21 protein-coding genes and 2 pseudogenes are annotated in these 24,919 nt (G+C 62.3%); 14 read left to right on the plus strand and 9 right to left on the minus strand.

All coding sequences use genetic code 11. The annotated features are described in order from the left end of the window. The 3 genes and pseudogenes from aspA to AC1D1A_RS19685 form a co-directional block, all read left to right on the plus strand. Nucleotides 1-243, plus strand: a pseudogene (aspA, locus tag AC1D1A_RS19675) (aspartate ammonia-lyase); the annotation flags it as partial. A gap of 150 nt (nt 244-393) precedes the next feature. After that, nucleotides 394-1,695 carry a dicarboxylate/amino acid:cation symporter gene (locus AC1D1A_RS19680; RefSeq protein ID WP_476948499.1) on the plus strand — a complete coding sequence of 434 codons (1,302 nt, stop codon included), beginning with the start codon at nt 394-396 and terminating at the stop codon, nt 1,693-1,695. Nucleotides 1,696-1,794: 99 nt separating this feature from the next. After that, complete coding sequence (locus AC1D1A_RS19685; RefSeq protein ID WP_476858254.1) at nt 1,795-2,058, plus strand: winged helix-turn-helix domain-containing protein; 264 nt, start codon at nt 1,795-1,797, stop codon at nt 2,056-2,058. Nucleotides 2,059-2,519: 461 nt separating this feature from the next. Here AC1D1A_RS19685 and AC1D1A_RS19690 read toward each other — a convergent pair whose 3' ends face one another. The 3 genes from AC1D1A_RS19690 to AC1D1A_RS19700 all read right to left on the minus strand — a co-directional run bounded on the left by AC1D1A_RS19690 (nt 2,520) and on the right by AC1D1A_RS19700 (nt 6,778). Further along, on the minus strand, nt 2,520-5,144 hold the full coding sequence (locus tag AC1D1A_RS19690; protein WP_476948500.1) for a GH32 C-terminal domain-containing protein: 2,625 nt from the start codon (nt 5,142-5,144) through the stop codon (nt 2,520-2,522). 286 nt (nt 5,145-5,430) lie between these two features. Continuing rightward, nucleotides 5,431-5,727, minus strand: coding sequence for a putative quinol monooxygenase (locus AC1D1A_RS19695; RefSeq protein ID WP_476948501.1), 297 nt, complete (start codon nt 5,725-5,727; stop codon nt 5,431-5,433). Nucleotides 5,728-5,779: 52 nt separating this feature from the next. Continuing rightward, nucleotides 5,780-6,778, minus strand: a complete 999-nt coding sequence (locus tag AC1D1A_RS19700) for a LacI family DNA-binding transcriptional regulator (RefSeq protein WP_476886957.1) — start codon at nt 6,776-6,778, stop codon at nt 5,780-5,782. A gap of 165 nt (nt 6,779-6,943) precedes the next feature. Between AC1D1A_RS19700 and AC1D1A_RS19705 the strand changes: the two genes are divergently transcribed. The 4 genes from AC1D1A_RS19705 to AC1D1A_RS19720 all read left to right on the plus strand — a co-directional run bounded on the left by AC1D1A_RS19705 (nt 6,944) and on the right by AC1D1A_RS19720 (nt 11,095). Beyond that, nucleotides 6,944-8,062 carry a substrate-binding domain-containing protein gene (locus AC1D1A_RS19705; RefSeq protein ID WP_223917292.1) on the plus strand — a complete coding sequence of 373 codons (1,119 nt, stop codon included), beginning with the start codon at nt 6,944-6,946 and terminating at the stop codon, nt 8,060-8,062. Nucleotides 8,063-8,176: 114 nt separating this feature from the next. Further along, entirely contained in the window at nt 8,177-9,223 is a 1,047-nt protein-coding gene (locus AC1D1A_RS19710; RefSeq protein WP_476850804.1) for an ABC transporter permease, read from the plus strand. Then, a complete protein-coding gene (locus AC1D1A_RS19715; RefSeq protein ID WP_230011630.1) occupies nt 9,220-10,014 on the plus strand; it encodes an ATP-binding cassette domain-containing protein in 795 nt (264 codons plus the stop codon). The genes AC1D1A_RS19710 and AC1D1A_RS19715 overlap by 4 nt, the downstream gene beginning before the upstream one ends. A gap of 121 nt (nt 10,015-10,135) precedes the next feature. Beyond that, nucleotides 10,136-11,095, plus strand: coding sequence for a carbohydrate kinase family protein (locus AC1D1A_RS19720; protein WP_476850805.1), 960 nt, complete (start codon nt 10,136-10,138; stop codon nt 11,093-11,095). 883 nt (nt 11,096-11,978) lie between these two features. Here the strand turns inward: AC1D1A_RS19720 and mmuM are convergent. Further along, nucleotides 11,979-12,983 carry a homocysteine S-methyltransferase gene (gene mmuM, locus AC1D1A_RS19725; protein ID WP_476948502.1) on the minus strand — a complete coding sequence of 335 codons (1,005 nt, stop codon included), beginning with the start codon at nt 12,981-12,983 and terminating at the stop codon, nt 11,979-11,981. A 324-nt stretch (nt 12,984-13,307) separates the two neighbouring features. Between mmuM and AC1D1A_RS19730 the strand changes: the two genes are divergently transcribed. From AC1D1A_RS19730 to AC1D1A_RS19740, 3 genes are read left to right on the plus strand one after another with little or no spacing between them, the layout of a single operon-like run. Continuing rightward, nucleotides 13,308-13,757 (plus strand): hypothetical protein, encoded by a 450-nt coding sequence (locus AC1D1A_RS19730; protein ID WP_476948503.1) that lies wholly within the window; start codon nt 13,308-13,310, stop codon nt 13,755-13,757. Next, complete coding sequence (locus tag AC1D1A_RS19735; RefSeq protein ID WP_476948504.1) at nt 13,754-14,506, plus strand: cyclase family protein; 753 nt, start codon at nt 13,754-13,756, stop codon at nt 14,504-14,506. Before AC1D1A_RS19730 ends, AC1D1A_RS19735 begins: the two co-directional genes overlap by 4 nt. A gap of 32 nt (nt 14,507-14,538) precedes the next feature. Beyond that, a complete protein-coding gene (locus AC1D1A_RS19740; protein ID WP_476948505.1) occupies nt 14,539-15,315 on the plus strand; it encodes an IclR family transcriptional regulator in 777 nt (258 codons plus the stop codon). Here AC1D1A_RS19740 and AC1D1A_RS19745 read toward each other — a convergent pair. The 3 genes from AC1D1A_RS19745 to AC1D1A_RS19755 form a co-directional block, all read right to left on the minus strand. Next, nucleotides 15,312-16,112 carry an IclR family transcriptional regulator gene (locus AC1D1A_RS19745; protein WP_476948506.1) on the minus strand — a complete coding sequence of 267 codons (801 nt, stop codon included), beginning with the start codon at nt 16,110-16,112 and terminating at the stop codon, nt 15,312-15,314. The two genes, AC1D1A_RS19740 and AC1D1A_RS19745, sit on opposite strands and share 4 nt — an antisense overlap. Nucleotides 16,113-16,149: 37 nt before the next feature. Next, nucleotides 16,150-17,313 (minus strand): alanine racemase, encoded by a 1,164-nt coding sequence (gene alr / locus AC1D1A_RS19750; RefSeq protein ID WP_476948507.1) that lies wholly within the window; start codon nt 17,311-17,313, stop codon nt 16,150-16,152. Nucleotides 17,314-17,394: 81 nt separating this feature from the next. After that, nucleotides 17,395-18,834: an amino acid permease gene (locus AC1D1A_RS19755; protein WP_476850812.1), complete on the minus strand. Its 1,440-nt coding sequence runs from the start codon at nt 18,832-18,834 to the stop codon at nt 17,395-17,397. 301 nt (nt 18,835-19,135) lie between these two features. On the opposite strand from AC1D1A_RS19755, the gene AC1D1A_RS19760 reads away from it, so the two are divergent. The 3 genes and pseudogenes from AC1D1A_RS19760 to AC1D1A_RS19770 all read left to right on the plus strand — a co-directional run. Continuing rightward, nucleotides 19,136-20,188, plus strand: a complete 1,053-nt coding sequence (locus AC1D1A_RS19760) for a homoserine dehydrogenase (RefSeq protein ID WP_476948508.1) — start codon at nt 19,136-19,138, stop codon at nt 20,186-20,188. Beyond that, a complete protein-coding gene (locus AC1D1A_RS19765) occupies nt 20,181-21,593 on the plus strand; it encodes an aldehyde dehydrogenase family protein (protein ID WP_476872153.1) in 1,413 nt (470 codons plus the stop codon). The genes AC1D1A_RS19760 and AC1D1A_RS19765 overlap by 8 nt, the downstream gene beginning before the upstream one ends. A gap of 105 nt (nt 21,594-21,698) precedes the next feature. Further along, nucleotides 21,699-21,803: pseudogene (locus AC1D1A_RS19770) on the plus strand (lyase family protein); the annotation flags it as partial. 10 nt (nt 21,804-21,813) lie between these two features. On the opposite strand, the gene AC1D1A_RS19775 reads toward AC1D1A_RS19770, so the two are convergent. Next, nucleotides 21,814-22,281, minus strand: coding sequence for an Lrp/AsnC family transcriptional regulator (locus AC1D1A_RS19775; protein ID WP_476858248.1), 468 nt, complete (start codon nt 22,279-22,281; stop codon nt 21,814-21,816). A gap of 74 nt (nt 22,282-22,355) precedes the next feature. Between AC1D1A_RS19775 and AC1D1A_RS19780 the strand changes: the two genes are divergently transcribed. Next, on the plus strand, nt 22,356-23,117 hold the full coding sequence (locus tag AC1D1A_RS19780) for an HAD hydrolase-like protein (protein ID WP_476858249.1): 762 nt from the start codon (nt 22,356-22,358) through the stop codon (nt 23,115-23,117). Between the two features lie 134 nt (nt 23,118-23,251). Here the strand turns inward: AC1D1A_RS19780 and AC1D1A_RS19785 are convergent, their stop codons facing one another. Beyond that, nucleotides 23,252-24,775: a glycoside hydrolase family 43 protein gene (locus tag AC1D1A_RS19785; RefSeq protein WP_476858250.1), complete on the minus strand. Its 1,524-nt coding sequence runs from the start codon at nt 24,773-24,775 to the stop codon at nt 23,252-23,254. Nucleotides 24,776-24,919 lie beyond the last annotated feature (144 nt).

A 24,919-nucleotide genomic window follows, 5' to 3' on the forward strand; every position in this document is an offset into this window, starting at 1 on the left:
GCCCGCTGCGTCCGGGGCATCACCGCCAACACCGAACACCTCCGCCTCACCGTCGAACAATCCATCGGCCTCGTCACCGCCCTGAACCCGCAACTGGGCTACGCCACAGCCACGGCCATCGCCCAGGAAGCCCTCGCCACCGGCAAGGGCGTCGCGGAACTAGTCCTCGAACACGGCCTGCTCACCGACGACCAGCTCACCGAGCTCCTCAGCCCGCACCGCCTGGCCAACCTCACCCAATAGCCTCCGCAGACCGACGACCCCGCCCGACCAGGGAGCAAGGGGCACGCCGTCGTGCCCAAAATCCCGACCGACTACAGAGAAAACGGAACTCGATGACGAGGACCGTTCCAGCACCGGGCCACCAACCCGGCCTCTACCCAAGGACTGACTATGAAAAACAAATCAACGATGTGGATCCTGGCAGCGCTCCTGTTCGGAATCCTCAGCGGTCTGCTCTTCCACTGGCTGCTGCCGGTGGACACACGCGAATCCGTCGTGGCGGTCCTCGACACCGTGACGCACATGTTCCTGAACCTCATCAAAATGATCATTGCCCCGCTGATCTTCGCCACCCTCGTCTCCGGCATCGCAGGAGCAGCCAAATCCGCCGGGGTGGGCAAGCTCTTTGGCCGCTCAATGATCTGGTTCCTGACCGCCTCCGTCCTGGTGGGCGCGTTCGGCTTCATCACGGCCCATGTACTCAACGTCGGTGACGGGCTCCACCTGATGCCGGGAGGCGACGCGGGGATGGAAACGAAGCCCCTCGATTACCAGGCGTTCATCACCCACATCATCCCCACGAGCGTCTTCGCCGCACTGACCGAAAACAACCCCCTTCAGATCCTCGTATTCGGCGCCCTCTTCGGCATCCCGCTGCTGAACCTCCGGAAGAAGGGCCGCTCCTCCATAGCCGATGCCATCGACGAACTGATGGGCGTCATGCTGAAGGTCACCGGGTATGTGATGCTGGCGGCACCCGTCGGCGTTTTCGCCGGCATCGCAGCGGCCTTCACCTCCCAAGGTCTCGATGCGTTTGCCACCTACGCGTCGTTCATCGGCGGGTTCTATGTGTCTCTCTCGGCCCTGTGGGTCATCATGGTCGGCGTCGCCGTCGCCTTCCTCGGACGGGCCGCCTTCCGACTGGTACGGATAGTGCGCGAACCCATGGTCATCGCGTTCGCCACCTCCAGCAGTGAAGCCGCCCTGCCCAAGCTCATTGAAGGCCTGACCAAGTTCGGCATCGAGAAGCGCACCACCGGTTTCGTGCTGCCCCTGGGTTACTCGTTCAACGTGGACGGTTCCATGATGTACATGACCTTCGCGTCGGTCTTCCTGATCAACGCCTACGGCATCGACATGGACCTTGGCCAGCAGATCGCGATGACCGCAATGCTCCTGCTCAGCAGCAAGGGCATGGCCGGCGTTCCACGCGGGTCACTCGTCGTCGTAGCCGCCGTGGTCCCTGCCTTCGGCATCCCGGCCGCCGGAATTGGTGTCCTGCTGGTGATCGACCAACTCCTGGACATGGGACGCACCGCCACCAACATCTTGGGAAATGCCATCGCCACCGCGGTCATCGGCCGGAACCACGACAAGTCCACGTCCCTCCTCGAAGCGTCACGCCCGGAAGCCTCCCAGGATGCGCAGGTCACTGAAGATAGCAGGGAGTTTGAGCGTGTTCCGATGCACTGACCGGATCCCGCTCGGCCAAATTTTCAAACCTGCGAACCTACCCTCACACCGGATGAAAGGCCATGGCCAATGACCGCTGACTTTGACCTCCAGAGCCCGATGGACGTTCACCGCATTCAGCGGACGAAAAGAGCCAGAAACACTCCGATCAGATCAAAAATCATCGACTACCTGGCAAGCCATGGGGCAAGCAAAGTAGCTGACATCAGCGACGGCATCGCGTCCTCGCGCGGCGCAGTCAGATATCATCTGGCAGCGCTGGAGAGCGCTTCGATCGTCCGTTCCAACATTTCCCCCGGTGCCAGGAGTCGTTTCACGCCCTTCTACGGTCTCGCCCCTGGAAAGACGGAGCCCGCCTCCTAGCCGGACAGCGCTGACTGCAACTCTTGCGGACGACGGCGGGACCTCCCGCCGTCGTCCGCCGTGTCCTTACGGCCGGAATCTCATGTCCTCGCCCCCAACCAACCTCGCAGTTTGGGCGGGCGCCACGTCCTGGGCGAACACCCGGACGCCCCCGGCGAAGACTGGCACCTTCCCAACGACCCGAAACCCGCAGCACCAAGAACTGGTTGACGCTATATACCGCCAAGCCGGACAGCAGCACACCAAGCTTCGCTCCGTCCCGGCACTGCTCCTGCTCGCCATGGCACTCACCAACCCCGTCGTGTGTGAACTCCTCCAAATGAGCGCGCTGCTCTGGGGCTTTCCCTTGATGTTTCGGCCGCCGGGGTATGGACGAGCTGAAGGGATTGTGCCCGGTGCAATACCGGGCGCAATCCCTTCAGTTCCAGCTCCTTGGGGAGCCCGTCAGGCGGCGGGTGGGGTCACTTCTTTTCAGCCAGGAACATTGCCTTTTCAAGCGGTGTCACGGTGAGTGATTTGAGTTGGGCGGTACCGCCTTCTGCAAAGAGGGCCATCTTGTCGGCTCCGGCGTTGGGGAATACCTGGTCGGTGATGGTCCGCAGACCGTCCTGGGCGAAGACCTCTACTGAGGAGCGGTCGAGGTAGACCCGAAGGGTGACGTAGCCCTTCTTGTCCAGGGTGACGGGGGCGTCCTCTATGGAAGCGAAGGACGGGTGGAACGCGGTGTTGCCGGAGTTAGTGCGGCCAACGAAGAGCTTCCCGGTCGTGGCGTCGTAGCCGATGACGGTGGATGCGGCTCCATCGCCCAGCACGGTGATGCCGGATTTCTTGGCCGTGCCCGGCGCGAAGGTGATGTCGACTCGTTGGACCTGGCCGGAGGCGGCCGCGGGCAGCGGGGTTGTTCCCTCCTCGATCGGGATGCCCTTCGTCGTTGAGTAGCTTGGCTCTTGGGCCAGCTTGTCGACCTGCTTGACGGCGCTTTGGGTGAGCCGGGGCCCTTCCGGGGTCTGGGTCAATTTCACTTCGCGCGGCAGGGCCATGGCGCTGCGCCACGGGTTGGTGGGGATGTTGTTGGCGTAGTCCCAGTTGTTCATCCAGCCCAGCATGACCCGTTTGTTTTCGGGCATGTTGGCGAAGGACACGGAGGCGTAGTAGTCGCGTCCGTAGTCCAGCCAGTCATAGGTGTCCAGGGCCGACTGTGCCGGTTTCGAGGAGAGCATGAAGTCGTCCGCGAGAATGTGGCCCCAACCGAATCGGTTATTGTCGACCACTTTGATATGTGCTTGTTGGCCAACGAATTCTTTGACATTCCATGATGCCCAGTCGAGCTTTTCACTGTCGTTTCCGGTGGCCGTGCGGACCACTTGTCCGTTGACCACGAGGTTTACCGATTCCTCGTCAGACCGGGGAACGGCCGGGCCGTCAGTCAGCATGACGTGGTCAAGGGTCAGGTGTCCCCACCCGCCGGTGGCCTGGTCAACTACACGCAACTGTGCATTCTGTCCCGCGAACTCGGCGACATCCCAGCCTTTCCAGTTCAGGATTCCGGAATTGTCTCCTGCGAGGGAGCGGACCACCTTGCCGTTGACGAGCAACTGGGCGGCCAGGATCTGTCCGGAGTCCGCGGAGCGGTTGCCGCCGCCGACCAGCATGCTCATGAAATTCTTGGTGATGGGGAATTCCGGTGATGTCAGGGTGCCCTGCCGGTCATCGCCCGGTGCGGTGCCGGTCTCGAAGGTGTTGATCCGTTTGGCCCCGAGGTAGAAGTCCCCGCCGCTGGTGGAGGGCTGGAAGTTGGGGGTGAGGTCGCCGGTCCCGGTCCAGCCGGTGTCGGCCAGCGATGTCCCGGCGGGAACCTCGAAGCCGTCAAACTTGAGCTCCCCTTCGGGCGGGGTGTTGTCCAGCTTGTCGGAGACGCGGGGGTGCTTGCCACCGCCCACGAGGAAGTTCAGGTAGTCGTCGGTCACGGTGAAGTTAGGTGACTGCATGGACCCGAGCGGCCAGTCGCCGTCGTTGAAGGAGTTGATCAGGCCACTGCCGCCAAAGCCGGTCACGGGGCTCTGGCCGGGAAGGGCTCCGTTTGCCGGAGTGCTGCCGAATGGGCCGTTCTTCCAGTTTCCTGGCTCGTTGTTGACGGTCCAGCCGTTGTAAGTTCCGTCGTTGAATCCGGCCAGGACCGTCCCGGGAGGGGGCGTGGCCACGGGTTTGGTGGTTTCGGAGGTGAAGGTGGTGCCGTCGAAGTTGCCCACGAAGTACTGGCCAGCGGAGCCGCCGGCCACGCCGCCGGGGTTGATGTTGACGACCATGACCCATCTAACGTCCTTCGGGTCGCCGTCCACGGCGAGGGGAAACAGGTCGGGGCATTCCCACTGCCCGCCGGTGGCATTGGCTGGTCCGAATTCACTCAGGGCGGTCCAGTCCTTGAGATTGGCGGACTTGTAGAAGACGACCTTGTGATCCTGGGCTTCGACCGCGGTCATGAGCCAGTAGCCTCCGCCGCCGGGTTTGTTGTACCAGGAGACCTTAGGGTCACGGAAGTTGGCGGAGTTTCGGTTCAGTACAGGATTGCCGGAGTACTTGGTCCAGGTCTGGCCGTCATCGAGGCTGTAGGCCAGGGACTGCGCCTGCAGGCCGCGGTGGGGCGAGGCGTCCTTGTAGGCGCTGGTGAAGATCGCGATCAGCGGTGGGTTCTCTTTCGTACCGAAACCGGTCGTGTTGTCCTTGTCCACGACGACGCTGCCGGAGAAGATGTCCTGCTCTGCATCGGTGGAGATCGCCAGCGGCTGCTCCTGCCAGTGAACAAGGTCCTTCGATGTGGCGTGGCCCCAGGACATGTTCCCCCAGGTGTTACCGGAGGGGTTGTGCTGGTAGTACATGTGGTAGACGCCCTTGTAGAAGACGAGCCCGTTGGGGTCGTTCATCCAGTTCTTTGCCGGCGTGTAGTGAATGGCCGGTCGGTAGGGTTCGTCCCCGGGGTCTGTCGCGGCCGACGCCGGCAGGGAACCTGCCAGTGCCGCGGCCAGCGTCAGTCCCGCGAGCGTCAGTGCAGAAACGGCATGCGTCCTGCGGGTGGTCGTGTTCTTCATTCGTTTGATTCGCCCTTCGTTGCGCGCGTCGTCGGTAGACAACGTTGTCAGTGCGAAGGACACTAAGTGATGTCCGTCAGACAAGTCAACGGTTTTGGCGGCGCGGGAATGAGGCCGCCCGCCGCGCGGCTGAGCCGGGCGAAGCGATGCGCGGGCAGCAGAAAATTCCCTCCCAGCGGCAGGGCTGGAAGGGTTATTTCCGGTAGGCGGCCCCGTTCAGCCCTCTCCGTGGGTCCTGGACGCAGCAGCTCCCGCCGACCGTGGATCGGCTGGATTTGGCTGAGGGCTATTCCAGCGGCAGAAGCCAGGTCAGTTCCGAGGCGTCGCCTTCGATATGGCGGGCCAGTTCCTCGTTGAATCTGGCGCCGTAATCGGCGCCGATGTGTTCCTGGAACGCGACTTCATCGCGGTAGACCTCGAAGACAAAATACTCCCGGGGGTTCTCTTCCCTGGTATAGGGAAGGAACAGTTCGTTGCCCGGTTCCTGGCGGACGTGCCGGGTCAGTTCAAGCATCATCTCCGCGACACGTGCTTCGCTGCCGGGCTTGACGGTGAATTCGGCGTACAGGGTTTTGGTCATCATGATCCCATTCAGGTCAATGTGTTTGGCAGATTGTTCATGAAGGTCCCCGGTGTCAGGCCGGAGGGCGGAGTTCCCCGGAGCCTCTTTGTATCAGCTCAGACGGGACAACATAGGTATGCGGGGGCTGCTCGTCGCCATCGATCCTGGCCAGGAGCCGCTCTGCTGCCAGCTTCCCGATTCGCTCGGGGTGCTGGGCGATGACTGTCACGCCGGGATCCATCATGTCGGCAAGCGTGAAGTCATCGAACCCGATTAAGGCCACGCGTTTGCTCAGCCCGAGCTCTCTCAGAGCGCGCATGGCGCCGAAAGTGATGAGGTTCTGGCTGGAGAAGATCGCCGTCGGTGGTTCGGCAGCGGTGAGAAGTTCCAACACGGCCAATCTGGCCGATTCCTCATCGTGCAGGTTTTCACGGACGGGAATCGTGGAAGTGGGAATTCCCTGCCGGCCGATCTCCTCAATGAACCCCCGCCGGCGTTCCCGGGCGGTCTGGATGTCGGTGCGGTCCCCCAGATAGGCGAGCCTGGTGTGGCCGCGGCTGATCAGGTGAGCAGCTGCCCTCGCGGAGCCTGCGGCGTTGTCGGTCACGACGGCATCTGCTTCCACTCCTACCGGTTCACGGTCAATGAAGACCAAAGGCAGGTCACGGGAATGCTCCGGGATCACATACGCCTGGCTCCTGGCGATGGGCGTGAGGATGAGCCCGTCGACACGCCGCCCAAGAAATGCCGCCACGATGTCCTGCTCCCGCTGGGGGTCATCATCCAGGCTCGCCGCAAAGACCGCGATTCCCCTGGCCCCAAGAGCATCTTCTATGGCCCGGTTGATCTCGCCGCTGAACGGGTTGGAAACACTCGGCAGCAACAGCCCGACCGAGAGCGTCCTTCTGCCCGCGCGGCGCAGGCTGCCGGCGGCCATGTCCAGCTGGTAGTTGAGTTGCCGTGAAGCGCTGAGCACCTTTTCCCGGGTGGCGTCCGACACGCCAGGTTCGTCGTTGATCACGCGGGAGACGGTCTTTATTCCGACGCCGGCAAGGGCAGCCACGTGGCGCATTGTCGGACGACTGGCGGAAATGGTCGGCTGGCTACGATCGGACATCGTTGTCAAATATATCGCTCCTTCTAAGTTGCATCTATTGACTCTCTGGTGTGATGCTGATTACATCGTACATGACATCGTTGTCGAGGCCAGTGAGGGCCTCAAACACCAGGAGATTCAATGTTGAGTTCCAAAGCACCCCGTTCAACGGCCACCCGCCTGTTCGCTGCAGGAGCAGTGCTGACTCTGGGAGCGCTCAGTCTTTCTGCCTGTGGTGGTAGTTCCCCGTCCACCTCATCAACCGGTAGCTCGTCAGGGGACAAGGTCGGTGTCTCCCTGATCGTGAAGACGACGACCAACCCGTTCTTCGTCGCCATGGAGGACGGGGCGAAGAAGGCGGCCGAGGCCGGCGGCGTGGACCTTAAGCTCGCTGCGGGCAAGGCTGACGGCGACGAGGACACCCAGATCCAGGCCATTGAGAACGCGATCTCCAAGGGTGACAAGGGCATCCTGATCACCCCCAACGGCCCCTCCGTAGTGGACGCCCTGAAGAAGGCCAAGGACGCCGGGCTCTTCGTCATCGCTCTGGACACCCCGCCGGATCCCGCCGACGCAGCCGACATCACGTTCGCCACTGACAACTTCGCCGCCGGGGAGCTGATCGGCAAATGGACCGCAGCTCAGCTGGACGGGAAAAAAGCGACGATTGCCCTCGTCGATCTCTTTGATGACAAGGTCGTCTCGGTTGACTACAACCGGGACCAGGGCTTCCTGACCGGCCTCGGTATCGACACCGCGGATAAAAAGAAGAACGGCGACGAAGCCAAGACCGGCAAGTACACCGGCGGCAAGGGCGGCGACTACGAGATCGTCGGTAGCCAGGCCTCCCAGGGCGCCGAAGACGGCGGACGCACCGCCATGGAAACCCTCCTGGCCAAGAACCCGAACATCAACGTCGTCTACACCATCAACGAACCTGCGGCAGCGGGTGCCTTCGAGGCACTGAAGGCCGCCGGCAAGGAAAAGGACGTGCTGGTCGTCTCGGTGGACGGCGGTTGCACCGGCGTGAACAACGTCAAGTCCGGCGTCATCGGCGCCACGGCCCAGCAGTACCCGGTCAAGATGGCCGAACTGGGCGTCAAGGCCATCGTTGACCTCGCCAAGACCGGCCAGAAGCCGGCCAACTCACCGGGGCTGGACTTCTACAACACCGGCGTCGAGCTCGTCACAGACAAGCCTGCCGACGGCGTCAAGAGCATCACCACCACCCAAGCCTCCGACATCTGCTGGGGAAAGTAACCCACCCAGCTTCACTGCGGGGCGGGGACCCGGCGCCCGCTATCGGCCTCCCCGCCCCGCATCTCCCGAGCTAGGGCCTCCCCTAGCAACCATCACGGAAGATCAGGACCAATCGTGACCCAGCAACAGACCGCCGGCCCGCCCAGCGCCGGGCATGCCGACCTGGCAGAGGAATTCCTTGACCGCCAGACACCGCTCAGCCGGATACGCAATACCCTCCACCGCTACCCCGCCCTCAGTCCCGCCCTCGTACTTCTCATCGCGGTGGTGGTGTTCGGCCTCCTCAATGACAGGTTCCTGCGGGTTGAAAACCTCTCGCTGATTACCCAGCAGGTCTCCGTCGTCGGCACCCTGGCCATCGCCCAGACCCTCATCATCCTCACCGCTGGCATCGACCTCTCCGTCGGCGCCGTCATGATCCTCTCCTCCATGGTCATGGCCCAGCTCGCCGTCAACAACGGACTGCCCGCACCTGTTGCCCTGCTCGCAGGCCTGGTCGTAGGACTTGCCGCCGGAGCACTCAACGGATTCCTGGTCACCAGGTTCCGGCTCCCGCCGTTCATCGTCACCCTCGGCACGCTGAACATCTTCATCGCCCTGACACTGCTCTACTCCAACGGAGCGACCGTTCGCGGCTCGGCCATGCCTCCCCTGCTGACCTGGACCGGCACCACCTTCCCGCTCGGCCCCGTGCGGATCTCCACCGGCGTCGTCATGATGCTCCTGCTCTATGTCGCGGTCGCCTTCATCCTGGGCAAGACGGCCTGGGGCCGGCATGTCTACGCCGTGGGCGATGACAAGGAAGCCGCCCGCCTGGCTGGCATCCCCGTCAACCGGGTTCTCATGAGCGTCTACCTCGCCGCCGGCGCCGTCCTGGCCGCCGGCGCCTGGATCCAGATCGGGCGCACCAACGCCGCCAGCCCCAACGCCGGCGTAGACCTGAACCTGGACTCCATCACCGCCGTCGTGATCGGCGGAACCAGCCTCTTCGGCGGCCGCGGCTCCATCTGGGGTTCACTGCTTGGAGCGCTGATCGTGGGTGTCTTCCGCAACGGCCTCTCGCTCGCCGGGCTGGACGTGCTGTACCAGACGCTCGCCGTGGGCGTCCTGATCATTGTTGCTGTGTCCGTCGATCAGTGGATCCGAAAGGTCAAGTCATGACCACGACAGAATTTGAAGCCCCCCACGTCGCCACGCGCGAGCCCATCCTGCAGGCCCGGAACCTCGTCAAGACTTTCGGCCGTGTCGTGGGACTGGACGGGGTCAGTCTCGACCTCTACCCGGGCGAAGTCCTCGCGATCATCGGCGACAACGGCGCAGGCAAGTCAACCCTGATCAAATGCCTCACCGGAGCAGAAGTCCCGGACTCCGGCGAGCTCTTCATGTCAGGACAGCCCGTGCACTTCAAGCGGCCGCAGGACGCCAGGGTCCACGGCATCGAAACCGTGTACCAGAACCTCGCTGTCTCACCGGCCCTCGACGTCGCCTCGAACTTGTTCCTGGGTCGGGAGGAAAGGCGTGCGGGACTCCTCGGGAGCGTGTTCCGGATGCTTGACACCAAAGGTATGCGCCGGAAGGCCAAGGAAGAGCTGACCCGGTTGGGCATCTCCACCCTGCAGGACGTGACAGTGCCGGTGGAGAACCTCTCGGGCGGCCAGCGCCAGGCTGTCGCCGTGGCCCGCGCCGCAGCGTTCGGTTCAAAGGTCGTTGTGCTGGATGAACCGACGGCGGCACTTGGCGTCCGGGAATCGAACCAGGTGCTCCAGCTGGTCAGGGACCTTCGCGACCGCGGCCTGCCGGTCATCTTGATCAGCCACAACATGCCCCACGTCTTTGACGTAGCGGACAGGATCCACATCCAGCGCCTGGGCAAGTGCGCTGCCACCATCACTCCGCAATCACACACCATGACCGACGCAGTGGCGATCATGACCGGCGCAGCCACCGCCTGATGGCCGGCTAGTACCCTCCCGCTCTACCGGAGCTCCCTTCTCCGTCCGCGGACCTCCCCCAGGTCCGCGGACGGATCCATACCGGGAGTTCCCATCATCACCATCCCACGAGAGACAGACCATGGATTACCTCACAACAGCCCGGAACGACGCTCACCAGACGCTCGACGTCATGGTCATAGGCGAAGCGCTGATCGACGTGGTCACCACGTCGCACGACACGGTGGAGCACCCCGGCGGCTCACCGGCCAACGTCGCTTACGGACTTGGCCGCCTCGCCGTCACCACAGGTCTGCTCACGGCCATCGCCCCGGACGCGCGTGGGATTTCCATCGAAAACCACCTCAGCAGTGCAGGCGTCATACTTCTGCCCGGATCAAAATCCCTCACCAAAACGGCATCGGCCACAGCAACCCTTGGACCCGACGGCTCCGCTAAGTACGACTTCGACATCTCCTGGGACCTTGCCCCGACAGCCCCCGCCTACTTCCCAAAAATCCTGCACACCGGATCCATCGCCACTTTCCTTAATCCCGGTGCCGGCGCCGTGAAATCCCTGCTCGAACAAGCCCGCACACACTGCATGATCACCTATGACCCGAATATCCGTCCAGCCCTGCTCGGCAGCCACAGGGAAGCTTTGGCCACCTTCGAAGAGCTCGTGCCCCTAACCGACGTCGTCAAACTCAGCGACGAAGATGCCTACTGGCTGTACCCCCAAAAAAGCCTGGACGAAACCGCAGCACACATCCTCGGTCTGGGCGCCGGACTTACCGTCATCACCAAAGGCGCCGACGGCTCACAATTCACCACCCCCGCCGCTAACATCAGCATTCCCGCCGTGAAGTCCAAAGTTGCCGACACCATCGGCGCCGGGGACTCCTACATGTCCGCCCTGATCCTGGGTTTTCTCACCCGAGGAACCGAAGGTTTCGCCCCAGCTGTCTTGGAGCAGCTTGGACACACCGCAGCTGCAGCCGCGGCCATCACCGTGCAGCGCCCGGGAGCAAACCCCCCGACCCTGGAAGAACTCAACATCGCAATCGAAGCCCATTCCGGTGCCCAATACGGGGGTTCCTGAACCACCTAATCAAATGACGGTTGTCCCGGATACCGCTCCTTCAGCGCCACCCTCGCCCGCCTCCCAGACCGGAAAATCCTCTACTGACGCCGGGATTCCGGATTCGCTTATGCCCCGCCGGCCAAACTGTTCCGCTTAGGCAGCTCAACCGAAACGCAAAAACGGATACTTCGTGAATGGCAGTCCGACCAGGTCAGCTCCCCCGAGGCCCTAGGCAGACACCCGGTCGGCACCGGAACGAATCAAAAAGCACAGGACGTCCGACGCCGGATATCTCCGACGACGGCGACCGGCGCCCTCGCCTCCGACCACTCACGCCCGGCCGCTCATCGCCCTCGATGCCACTGTCTGACGACACGCGAGAGAAATAGAGACGAGCCGGTGTGGTGGTAGAGCACAATCTGGCAGTCATGTCGAAAACCGCGAATCCAGGGATGGATGAACACTGGACTCCCCCGGGAACATGCGAGGTCCGGCCCGATCCGACCCACATACGACTCGATCCGAAGGCGGAAGTGTGGACAATGTACACACACCGCAAGTTCGCCGTTTCAGAGCGTTCCGGCCACCAGCCACATCCCAGACCGCAGGGGCGCGGCCCTTCTTTGCGCGCCTCAGGAGCTGCGCAACTGCCCGTCAGACGTGTCCGCAAGCCGGTCCTGAAGCGCGACACGTTACGTCCCCTCCCCCGCCGCGAGAACTTCCCTAGATGTGAATCTGTGACTGTGGGCTGAGAATGGCGGGTTAATACACAGCTGGGATGGCGGTTTCGGTGCTCCGTGTGGAGAAGCATCGGTGCTGCTGCACAGATCCCGTTACATCGTTACTCAATAGGGGACATCGCCACTCAGGTTAACTGCGTAGAGGCCAAGTTCGTGACGCGTCAGAAGTTCCTTGCGCCAGCAGCACCAAACGGTCGATATCCAGGTTTGTAACTTTCTGACAGCGCCGTCACGGCGGCAATATCCTGGGGGGTCGTTCGACAGCACCCGCCAACGAGCCGGGCACCAAGTTCACGCCAGATTGGCGTTCCCTCCGCAAGGCTTGCGGGCTGTTTACTATCGGGGCCCGACGGGCTCGCCGCGGCCGGCCCCCACGTTTTGGTGACTGCGTCATAGCTTTCGCCCGAATTCGGATATGCGATCAGGGGCGTATCAGTGGCTCTGCCCAGGGCCTCCAGCGATGGGGAGACCAGCTCCAGCGGCACGCAGTTCACGCCGATAGCCGCCACGAGCGGCTCTGCCGTCAAGAGCTTTGCCGCCTGAGCCAGCGGCGTACCGTCGCTGATGTGGCCGCCATCCCGTAGCGTGAAGGAGAGCCAGGCTTCGACGTCGAACTCTTTCATGAGTGCCAACAGGGCCCCGGCCTCCGGCAATGAAGGCAGCGTCTCACAGGCAAGAAAGTCCGCTCCGGCCTCCACCAGCGATGCGATTCGGGGCCGGTGGAACTCCAAAAACTCGTTTCGGCTGAGGACATAGTCGCCCCGGTATTCCGATCCATCGGCAAGGTACGCGCCGTAGGGCCCGACCGATCCTGCAACAAGCAGGGGGCCCGCATCCGGGTTTTCCGCCAGGTACTCGCGGCGTGCCTCGTCGGCCAGGCGCACACTCAATGCCACCCGTTCCAAGGCCGCTTGCTCGCCGATGCCGCGGCGCGCGAATCCCAGGGGTGTGGCTTGATAGCTAGCCGTGATGGCGACAGTGGCTCCGGCGCGGAAGTAATCGTGGTGTACGCGCTTGACCAGTTCCGGTTGCTCCAGAAGGACTTTAGCCGACCACAAAGGGTCTTCCAGATCGCAGCCGTGCGCTTCAAGCTCGGTGGCGAGCGCACCGTCCACGGTCAGGTTCGCTCCGGCGTCGAGCATGCGGGAAAGGATGGTACTGGGCATCGTTCAGGGCTCCAAGCATTTCGGTTTGTTCTTTCCTGCGGGGCAGTTGCGGCGCCTCGTGGCCCGGCAATGCAAGGTAGCACAACGTGGAGTGCCAAAAAGAGCAGTGCAGCCCGGGGCTTGCAGATGACGGTCAGCAGCCGCTTGCAGCAACCGGTGTTCCGCGGCTCAGTCACGCCCAAAGGCTGGCGGATGTGCCGAGTGAACGCGAACACCTCTCAAGATTGTGCGTAATAAGCATATATTCATGCTTGTAATGAACATCACTCTCTGCCAATATGGCATTCTGACACCTTTTGCGAACTGCCCAGGAAGAGGCTTCCCTTGAAAATTGCAATGAAATCAGTCCGCAAGCTGCGCGTGCATTGGCCTATAGCTTCGGAAACCTTCTCGCGGCTCGCCACGGGGGACGCAGAAGCGTTCAAAGATGAAGCCGGCATCGCGGCCCTGCTCCAGGCTTCGTCGGAATCCACCGACTTAGGGGATTTTGGCAACTACAGGCATGTATTTGAATCCGGCCTGGGTTACGAGGGTTTCACCTGCACTGAAGGCGCTAACCCTACGTTGGGGCAGGTGGGGCAGCGGACAATTTCGCCTACCTTTGTCTTCACGACGTATTTCGATGCGGCGCTCCCTGACGCCGCCGTGGAACGCTTCCTGCAGCACATCGTGGATATCCATCCCTGGGAGGTACCGGTCATCGAACTGACAGGCCCGGTCAGCGTCTCCAGCACAGCCCTTCCCGCACTCTTTGAGAGCGAGGCCGCATCATGATTGAAGCCACCACAGCTGGACTTTGGGACGGTCTGCAGGCGTTGCTGGCGGGAAGGTCATTCACCGACCTGACGCACGCCTTCCACCCCGGCCRGCCGCATTTCCCGGCCTTCCCCGACGAAATCAGGGAGGCGGTCTTCGACCTGGAGAAAGGCGACGGTTTCACCGCTCACCGGTATTCGATCATCGGCCAATGGGGTACGCACGTTGACCCTCCCTCGCATTTCATCCGCGGGGGACGGACCTTGGACCAGATTCCTGTGGAGGACATGGTCCTCCCACTGGTCATCCTCGACATCACCGCCCGGGTCACCGTAAATGCGGACGCCACTCCCACGATGGAGGACATTCAGGCATGGGAGCGCCGCAATGGTGCCATCGCACCGCGGTCCTTTGTGGCGTTGCGGACAGGGTGGAGCCATCGTTGGCCCGACGCCGACGCCATGGCAAACAGGGACGATGAGGGTGTCAGCCACACACCTGGCTGGTCGCAGGAAGTCCTCTCCTTCCTGATCGAGGAGCGGTCGGTAACTGCCGTCGGCCACGAGCAGACGGACACAGACCCGGGGCGGGCTACGTCCTGCCAGGATTTCACCTTGGAGACCTATGTCCTGGCGCGGAACCGGTGGCAGATCGAGCTGATGGCGAACCTGGACGGACTTCCAGAAGCCGGCGCGATCCTCATTGCAAGCTGGCCTAAGCCACTGCAAGGCAGCGGCTTTCCAGCCCGTGTCTTCGCCATCCACTAAGACACGTTCGTGCAGTGACTAGAATCGGATCCATGTCTAAGACGTCCAGCATGGGCCGGGGAATCATGGCTGTCCTCGCTGTGGGCTCCCGCAACGCAGAAGGCCTGTCTGGCGGAACGGTCGCTGATATAGCAGCCGATCTGGGCAGGGACCGCAGCCAGGTTTCGCGCAGTCTCCGGACCGCCGAGCAGGAGGGGTTTCTGGCACGCGGAGACCATCGGTCCTACACAATGAACTGGTCGCTCCTGACAGACGCACAGCTGTTGACAGAGCAACGGCTGCAGACCGACGGCGTAACCGCTCTGGAAGGCTTGGCCGGTGAAACTAACGAAGGATGCTTCCTTGGAGTTATGAGCGGAAACAGTACTGTCACCATCGGTGAGCGTGTTCCGGCAAGTAGCAACATGGTCGGTTCGTGGCTGGGCCGGCCCTACCCGGCGTTTTGTAGCGATGCCGGCCAGGCCCTGCTGTGGGAAGCCCCGGACGCCGAGGTCCGAACCATTTTCTCCGGCGTACCTTTCGTGCGCCATGGCCCCAATACACCGCTTGACGTCGAGGACTTCCTGTCACGACTGCGCGGGGCGCGGGCACGGGGGTACTCCATTGTCGACGAGGAAGCCGAACCAGGACTTTACTCGCTGGCCGTTCCGATTCGCGACTTCAAGGGCGATGTGGTGGCAGCGCTTCAGGTCGTCGGCGCCAAGACACGCTTGGAGCCGCGCCTGGAGCTATGCGCCACGGCTCTCGTGTCCTGGGGAAAGTGGCTTGAGTCAACGCTGGGTCACGCGGCGCCGCAGAACCGGCTCTAGCTGGCAAGGCCCTTCCGGACCGCGTTGTCCCGGGGACGGCCCTCAAAGGACCCCAGCCGCTCGGCTGCTGCCGTAAGGGCCTTTGCAATGCCATTGGTGCTGGGTTTGATCTCGGCCCGGCTGCCGAGGACGCTGAGCGCGGCAAGAATCGATCCATCAGCGTTGCGGACCGGAACGGCCAGTTCGTAGATTCCGTGCTCGAATTCTTCCTCCGCGACAATGAAGCCCCGCGCCCTGTCCCGGTCCATCAGTTCGGCGACTTCTTGCGGCGAATGGGCCGCCCCCGGACCGCCTACGCCGATAAAGTTGACATCCTGGAGAAGGACTTCCACGGCTGGCTGTTGGTCGTCCCACAGCAAGGCCCGTCCGGAGCCGGTACACCACACGGGCGTCACCATGCCGGGTTTCACGAAGCTGCCGGGTACCGCATCGTTACTGGAGGCCCGCAGTAGAACGACCCGGAAGCCATCACGGACGGAAACTCTGGATCTAAGGCCGAAAGAAGCCACTAAAGCCTCAAGTTCGGTTTTTGATTCGCGGACCCAGCCGGTATTCAGCGCTGCGGCCAGGCTGAAAAAACGTGGACCGGTTCGGAAGGGACCGCGTTCGACTCGCTCCAACAGTCCCAGCTCACACAATTCCTGCGTCAGCCGTGAGACGCGGCTTTGTTCCATATCCAGCTCGGATGCGAGCTGGGAAACGCCGAGAAGCCGCCTGCCCTGCTTCTCCCGGTCTGCGACCAGCCGAACTATTCGAAGTCCTTGGGCCATGGACGACGCTTCCGAGGAAGAATCCATGCTCCGTGCTCCTTCCGCCCGATGACTACGCCTATTCTCACATGTCTTCATTGTTGACCAGGACGCGGTTTCCTTGCGCCCACACAGTGTAGAGGTCAGCGAGTATCGCTGAATTCGCTGCTTCCAGGTCTGCGGGAGCGATTTCTGCCCGTCCCTGCCGCCCGAACAGCACGACTTCGTCTCCAGGGGAAACTCCCGCCACGTCGGTGACGTCGACAACCATGGAATTCATCGAAACGATGTCGACTATGGCAGCGCGTCGGCCGCGGACAAGTATGCTGCCTTGGCTGGCCAGTGCCCGCCGGTAGCCATCTCCGTAACCCGCTGTCACTGAAGCCAGCCTGGAGTTCCGGTCCAAGGTGTGGGTGAGCCCGTAGCCGACCTTAGTGCCTGCTGCATAGCTATTAATGGACGCAATCCGGGCTTTGAAGGCCAAACACCGTTGGAAGTGCGCTGTTGCAGGTTCCGAATCGCCGTAGAGGACTGCCCCGGCACGGACCATGTCCAGCCACGAGCCGCGTACGTGCAGGGCGGCGTATGAATTGGCGCAGTGGAGCAGCACTTCCTCCCGGGGAGTTCGGGTCAATTGAAGCAGTGTCAACGCCTGGCTTTGGAACCGCAGAAGAGTCGTTTCGATATGGCCGTCGTCGTCCTTGGGAAAATGCGTCATGATCCCGGCCAGTTGAAGCCCCGGGTGGCTCACGATTCCTACCGCGGATTCCCGGCCAAGCGAGGATGAGACGTCGAGGCTGTGCCTGCTGATCCCGGTAGAGTTGATATCGAGGTGGATGCGGACCACCTTCCCAGCCACGGCAGCGATCTTGTGTATCTCCCACGCGCTCTGCGGGTCGGCGACAAGTTCCTCGATGTCGTGACGCAGGCCTGCTCTGATCTCCTGCGGCGCCGCGGCACGGACACGCAGGATCCGGCCCTCAAAACCGCAGCGGCGTGCAATGGCTGCCTCCTCGTTGCTTCCTACTCCGATGAATGGAACGCCCAGACGAACAAGGGACGGGAGTAAGAGGTCAGCTCCGTGCCCGTAGGCATGGGACTTGACCACTGCGCATAACAGCGCCCGGTCATCGATCATGGACAGGAGGGTCCGGACGTTTGATTCGAAAGCGGCGGCGTCAATCTCCAGCCAGCTGCCGGCGTCCTGGACCGAACTGCGCACGTGTTGCATCAGGCCTTGTGAGTTCATGGTTTATCCCTTGAACAGCCTCGTGGCCGGGAAAGAAAGACCCCGGCCACGAAGCTGAGAAGACGATGGTTGATGATGGCGTCAGGACAGCTGGTCTGCGCGCGCCTTGCGCCCGTATTTGAAGTAGAAGAAGGCGTAGCAGGCACCAACAAAAGAGATTCCGAAATAGAGGGCTGCTACCTGATTCGGGTCAAAGGCGATGCCGATGAGCGAAATGAGGCAGAGCGAAAAGGCCAGGATGGGCACCAGCGGGAACAGCGGGGCCTTGTAGGCAAGGGCGGCGACATCGCCGCCGTTCTTGACAAAGGATCTCCTGTGGAAGAAGTGCGAGGCGGTGATGGACATCCAGACCCCGACGACGGCGAAACCTGCCACTGAAACGAGAGCCAGGTAGACCGTTTCGGGCGCAACGACGCTGCTGATGAGCGACGCAAGGCCTCCGAGCATGCTGACTGAAAGCGCGATTAGGGGGATACCGCCCCGGGTCAGTTTCTTCAGCGCCCGGGGGGCGTGCCCCTCGTCGGCAAGGGAGTAGAGCATCCGTGCGCAGGAGAAGAGGCCGCTGTTTCCGGCGGAGAGGAGGGCGGTGATGATGACGAAGTTCATGATGTCGGCGGCAAAAGGAATGCCTATGGATGAGAAGACAGTCACGAACGGGCTTTCATCCAGGCCTACCTGATCAAAAGGGATGGTAGCTGCGATGACAGCGATTGCCCCGACGAAGAAGATCAGCAGGCGGATCACTGTGCTGCGCATCGCTTTGGGGATGCTGGTGGCGGGGTCAGCTGTTTCGCCCGCTGCCACACCGATGAGTTCCGAGCCGGAGAAGGCGTAGAACACTGCAAGTGCAGTGACGAGGACGCCGCTGAAACCGTTGGGGAAGAGGCCGCTGGAGGTGTTGAAATTCTCAAACATGAACGGGTGGCTGCCTCCCTCACTGAGCGGGTGGATGCCGAACAACGCCGCGCCACCAAGAACGATGAGGACCACGATGGCGCCGACTTTGACGATGGCAAACCAGAACTCGGACTCGCCGAAGAACTTCGAGGAAACTGCATTGAATCCGAAGAGGACCGAGGCGAAGATGACGCACCAGACCCAGACGTCAACATCCGGGAACCAGCGCTGCATGAGGAGACCGGAGGCAGTGAACTCCGATCCGATGGCCACTGCCCAGCAGAGCCAGTAGAGCCAGGCCGTGGCGAACCCTGTGGCCGGCCCGATCGACCTCGCCGCGTAAATGTGGAAGGCGCCTGAGACCGGATACGCGATGGCAAGCTCGCCGAGGCAGGCCATAACCAGGTACACAACGAAGGCGCCGATCAGATAGGCGATGACCGCGCCGAGCGGTCCGGCCTGGGAAATGGTGTAGCCCGAGCTCAGGAACAGCCCTGAGCCGATCACCCCGCCCATGGCGATCATGACCAGATGGCGTGCCCCCATGGACCGCCGGAGCCCGGAGTCGGTCGACGGGGGCAACGTGGGTTGTGTGTCTAGCTGGACAGGTGATGAGGGTTCCATGGTTTCTCCCCGGTGAGTGGATAGGTCTGATGCGAAAGATGCGCACATCGCCCCGGCTTGGGGGACAGGGCGCCTCGGGCTGTGCAGTGGCGGTAGTGATGAAAGTAACACGAAAACGGCCTTTGGGTCATTAAAAACATTTCAACATGCTTATGTTGCACCTAAGTTACTTCGAGGCGCTGCTGCCGAATCGGCGTACAGATGGTCAGTTCGCCCTGCTGTTCGGTCACAATGACATGCACTGACGGACATGGAATGCGGTGAGCATTGGAGGACCGATGTATCTGACTTAAGGAGCACCATGACCACCTATGACATTGCGCTGATCGGCTTCGGCGGCGTCAACAGGACGCTGGCCGAACTGGTCGCAACACGCGGTGACACACTCCGTTCCGAGCTGGGCTTCGGCCTGCGTGTCGTCGCCATCACCGACCTGCGTCTCGGCTCGCTGGTCCAGCCCGAGGGGATCGACCTCGGCATCGCACTCAATTTGGACGGTGGAAGCGAAACCTTCGCCGCCCATGGCGGGTCCGCGGACACCAATAACGAATCAGTTATCCGTGACTGCACCGCCGACATCATCTGCGAGGCCACGTTCACGAATCCCGACGACGGCGAGCCAGCAGTTTCGCACGTACGCTGGGCCCTCGAATCCGGCAAGAGCGTTTGCACGACGAACAAGGGCCCGGTTGCCCTCCGCGGCGCCGAACTGACCGCCCTGGCCGAACAGAACGGCGTTCACTTCGAATTCGAGGGTGCCGTCATGAGCGGCACTCCTGTCATCCGCCTGGCCAAGAAAATGTTCGCGGGGCTGAAGCTGAACGGGTTCGAAGGCATCCTCAACGGCACCAGCAACTATGTGCTCGGGCGGATGGAATCCGGACTGGACTTCGAAGAGGCCGTCAGCGAGGCACAGGAACGCGGCTACGCCGAAGCCAATCCCGCAGCAGACATCGAGGGATACGACGTTCAGCTCAAGGTACTGATCCTCGCCAACGAGCTGCTCGACGCAGGCATCGAACTAAAGGACGTTCAGCGGGCGGGGATTTCGACAGTGACGCCGGAGAATATCCAGAAGGCAACCCGCGAGGGACGCCGCTGGAAGCTCGTGGGTTCAGCGCGGCGGAACCCGGACGGGTCAGTGACCGCAGGCGTCTCCCCCGTAGCGCTCCCCCTCGGCCATGGGCTGGCCGGCGTTTCCGGCGCAACCAATGCCGTGTCCTTCGACACCGACCTTCTGGGCCCGGTCACCGTCTCCGGACCGGGAGCCGGCCGTGTGGAGACCGCCTACGCCCTGCTTTCTGACATCATCGCAATGCACGCAGCCAGGACGGAAGTAGCCGCAAATGTCTGAATCAACGCTGTGCTCGACGGAAACGGCGCTGCCGCAGTTCCGCGACGTGATGAGCCCCTACGACGGCAGAGTGGTCGGCGCGGTTTCGCTGACCGAGGCCACCGCCGGCAAAGCCGTGATCGAAACGGCCCGCGTCGGCGCCCGGAAGGCACGGGCACTGTCCCGCAACGCCCGCGGGAAGATACTGGACGGCGCCGCAACGGAGATCGAGCAGCGCAGCGAGGAGTTCGCGCAAACGATTGTGTCCGAGGCCGGGAAAACGATCCGCCAGGCACGGAAGGAAGTGATGCGCGCGGTCAACACGCTCCGCCTCTCCGCTACCGAAGCGCGCCGGAACGCAGGCGAAGTCATACCCTTTGACTCGTACGAGGGCTCAGAGGACCGCACCGGCTGGTACTCGCGCGAACCACTGGGCATCATTGCCGCGATCACTCCTTTCAACGACCCCCTCAACCTGGTGGCACACAAGATCGGCCCGGCAATCGCCGGAGGAAACGCCGTGATCCTCAAACCCTCTGCATTGACTCCCCTGTCAGCCCAGCTGCTCACGGACGCCCTCGTGAGCTCCGGCCTCCCGCCGGAAGCCCTCACGATTGTTCACGGCGACCGGGACGTGGCCGAAAAAATCATTCGGTCCCGGGACGTACGAATGGTGTCCTTCACCGGGGGGTTCTCCACTGGGGAGAGTATCGCCCGCACCGCAGGCCTGAAGAAGCTTTCCATGGATCTCGGCGGAAACGCACCCGTGATCGTCCTGGACGATGCCCACATCGAGAAGGCCGTGGAATCCTGCGTCTCCGGAGCGTTTTGGGCCGCCGGCCAGAACTGCGTGGGGGTGCAGCGGATCCTCGTAGCCGCCCCAGTGTACGGCGCGTTCCGCCAGCGCTTCCTGGAGGCAACGGCGCGGTTGGTTGCCGGGGATCCAATGGATGAACAGACGGATGTCGGACCCATGATCAGCCCCACAGCATTGCAGGAGCTCCAGTCCAAACTGGACGTGGCCCTCGACGCCGGCGCCGTCCTGCTCTCAGGCAACGTCACGGACGGCAATGTGCTTCAGCCGACCGTCCTGGAAGCCGTCCCGGCGGACAGCAGCCTGTGGAGGGAGGAGGTTTTCGGCCCTGTGGTCATGCTTCGTAAATTCAACACCTTCGAAGAGGCCATCGACGTCGCCAATGCCATCGAGTTCAGTCTTCATGCGGGCATATTCACCGACTCCCTGGCCAGGGCCATGGATGCGGCCCGCCAGCTCGAAGCAGGCGGCGTCATGATCAATGATTCCTCTGATTACCGGTTCGACGGCATGCCATTCGGCGGGGCCAAGTACGGGAGCATGGGCAGGGAGGGCGTCCATTTCGCGTATGAGGAGATGACCCAGCCCAAAGTCATCTGCATCAAGAACTGATCGAACTGGAGGGGCGCGGCCGAGGGCCCGCGCCCCTCCAGTTCCTCCGGGCAGCCGGCACAAAACTGCGCACCACCCAAACTTCCACACGGAGGACAGAAAACCATGGCCACCCGCATCGAGACGGATTCGCTCGGGAGCGTTCCTTTTCCGGCCACAGCCTATTGGGGAGCACACACCGCCCGGGCCTTGGAGAACTTCACCATCAGCGGGATCACTTTCACTCCGTGGCGCGGGCACCTCCGGCGCCCCGCCTGATGAAACTGGAAAGCGTCATGGCCGTCACTGTGTCCGTGACTCCGGGAATAGCAGCGATCTGCTCCCAGATCTCCTGCACCCTCTCCAGCGACCGGGCCTCGAGCCTCACCAGAAGATCAAAGTCACCGCTCACGACATCGCACAGAACCACCTCGGGAATCGACCGCAACACGGAGATGACGTCCGCCCCCCGCACCCGGTCCTTCCTGTAAACCATCAGGAAGGCGGACACCAGGCCCTGGCCCGGAGGGCCGGCAACAATCGTGTACCCCTGGATATACCCTTGCCGTTCCATCCGCTCGATCCGCTGGCGCACAGCGTTCCTCGAAAGGAGGACTTTGGTCGCCAGCTCTGCATGGCTCATGCGAGCGTTCTTCGTAAGCTCCGCAAGAATCCTCTGATCAATCTGATCAAGACTCACTCGATCCATGCCTGCCCTTCACCGCAATAATCCCCCGGACCCAACCGGAACGGAAACAACTTCAAGACCGAAAGCCTCGAAAAATGACACTTCATCAAGCCCGGCCGTCTCTCACTGGCATTAGCTGCATCTTGTTCGACATGGACGGCACGCTCCTGGATTCAGCACCGGGCGTTACAACAAGTGCTGCACAGGCATTGGCAGCTGTGGGCGCGCCGGTCCCCAGCATGGACATACTGCGCCGATTCGTTGGTCCGCCCATGATCGAGTCCTTCAGAACAGTCTCACAACTGGACGAAAAGACGGCCCAAAAGGCCCTCCAACATTATCGCAAAGCGTACGCCGATCATGGCGCCGAACAGTCCAGCCCCTACGACGGGATCATCGATCTACTCGAACGCCTACATTCGGCCGGCATTCCGATGGCCGTAGCCACATCCAAGGTTGAAGATCAAGCAAAAAGACTGGCACGAATGTTCGGAATTGATTGCCACTTCATCACCGTATGCGGAGCGTCAGATAGCGAGGGAAGAGCGAGCAAGGCAGACGTCATCGCCGAATTGCTGCTTCGGCTCCATTCCACAGGCGTAGACATCTCCAGTCCCGCAATGGTCGGAGACCGAAGCTACGACGTCGCGGGAGCAGCTATACACGGAATCCCCACAATATTCGCACTCTGGGGATACGGGGAGGCCGAGGAAGCCTCGCAGGCCGCCGCCGTTGCTGCCTCCCCTGCGGCCCTTCTGCCACTGATCCTGGAGAACCGCCGGCGGTCAGCCGCGCAGCATCCCTCGTGCGATGAGTCCACGAATGCGACCAGCAGTCATCCACATTCCACTGTTTGACGAGCCGTCGAAGCCTGCGTTTAGGGTTCGCACGCATTCCTCCCCGACTGTGGAGCTCCCGCACTGGCTGGGAGAGCGCAATCGTGCCCTAAATGGGGCCGGAGACTCTCAGGGATGGACGAACTCGAGCGGCGCTAATCGTGATGGTTGTATTCGAACCGTTCGATGATAATGCTGCCGCGGGTTGCCGCCAGTCCGACAACGCGGCCGGTGAACCCGCCGGCGACCTCTGTGGACAGATACCGGCCGTCCATCCGCGCGAGCGTCGTCAGCTCGCCGTGCTCTCGAAAGCCCAATGTGACTTCGTCCGGCCCAGTATTTATGCCCGGTTGGCCCGCCAAGGGTGAGTCGTTGCATGCGATTTCCAGCTGAAATGGTCCAGGGGCTGGGTCGATTTCCGCTGTCGCTACCACCTGCTGAAGGGGTCCGATCTGGGCCACGACCCGGATTTGGCGTCCGGAGGCTTCGATGCCATACCAATGGAAGTCGTCCATCCTCAGGAGGAACCTGACCGCCTCGTCACCCGAGAGAAGAACCGACGCGCGTGCACCCCAAACGTGTCCGAGGACCCTGGTTGCCAAGATGTGAACGCTGCCAGTCTGGCTCTGCCTGATAAGGAGACCTTCGGGGGTTTCGGCCGTAAACGAAGCGGGGTCCTGGCCGGGTGAAATCCACCGCGGGTGAAGGCTGTCTGAAGAGAAATCATCAATAAACGAAGACCCGACGACGGGAACCTGATAACGGTCCTCATCGAACCGCGGCCAACCCTGGTCCCAGGAGATACCCGCAACAAAAGTTTCTCGACCCAGGACGTGAAAGCCAGGAACAACGCCTCGGGGACGAACACCGAGGTAGACCGCGGCCCAATCACCATCGACCGTTTCGACCAGGTCCGCGTGGCCGACACTCTGGACGGGCGCCGCCATGCTGCGATGACTGAGGATGGGGTTGTTCGGATGCGGTTCGAAAGGACCTGCGGGACTGCTGCCACGGCTGACAGAGACGGCATGACCGCGTTCCGTGCCGCCTTCGGCCAAAACCAGATACCAGCAGCCGCCCGCCTCATACAGGTGCGGCCCCTCCGGGTAGGCCAGCCCTGTTCCCTGCCACACCTTCCTGGGAGATTCCAAGAGGCGGCCAGCGTCGGGATCCAGCCGCGCCTGGACGATACCGGACTCATTCTCGCCGGGGCCGAACCCCACCCAGGTGAGGTAACAACTTCCGTCGCTGTCCCACGCGATATCCGGGTCGATGCCCAGCGTTCCCGGTATCTGTACCGGGTCACTCCACGGGCCAGCAGCCTCCTTGGACCGCAACAGCAAATGACCGCCACCGAAGTCGCTCATGTTCGTGGTGACGAACCAGAATTCACCGTTGTGATGCCTGAGCGTTGAGCCGAAGATCCCGCCTGAAGGACGCCCGTCCCCAACAGCGAACTGGCTCCGCCGGGTGAGGATGTTCCCGATCTGATCCCAAGTTACGAGGTCCCGGCTGTGGAAGATCGGCGCTCCGGGGAAGTACTCAAAGCTCGACGTTGCCAGGAAATAGTCGAAGCCGACCCGACAGATTGTGGGGTCAGGGTGGAAACCCGGAATGACCGGTGTGATGGCTGCGGGAGATGCTACTTGCCGAACCTGCTCGACTGCAGTGTCAACCAATGGGGCTCCGTCCGTTGCTGGCATTGACTACCCGGTCTGCGGGAGTAGAGGAATTTCAACCCTAGGATGTCCCGCCTTGCAGTCCCACCTGGACTTTCACTGGTTGGAACACCTTCCCTGCCTCACACCCGCATCACAGCCGGG

It is taken from the genome of Arthrobacter sp. P1_B9, from assembly GCF_056406495.1.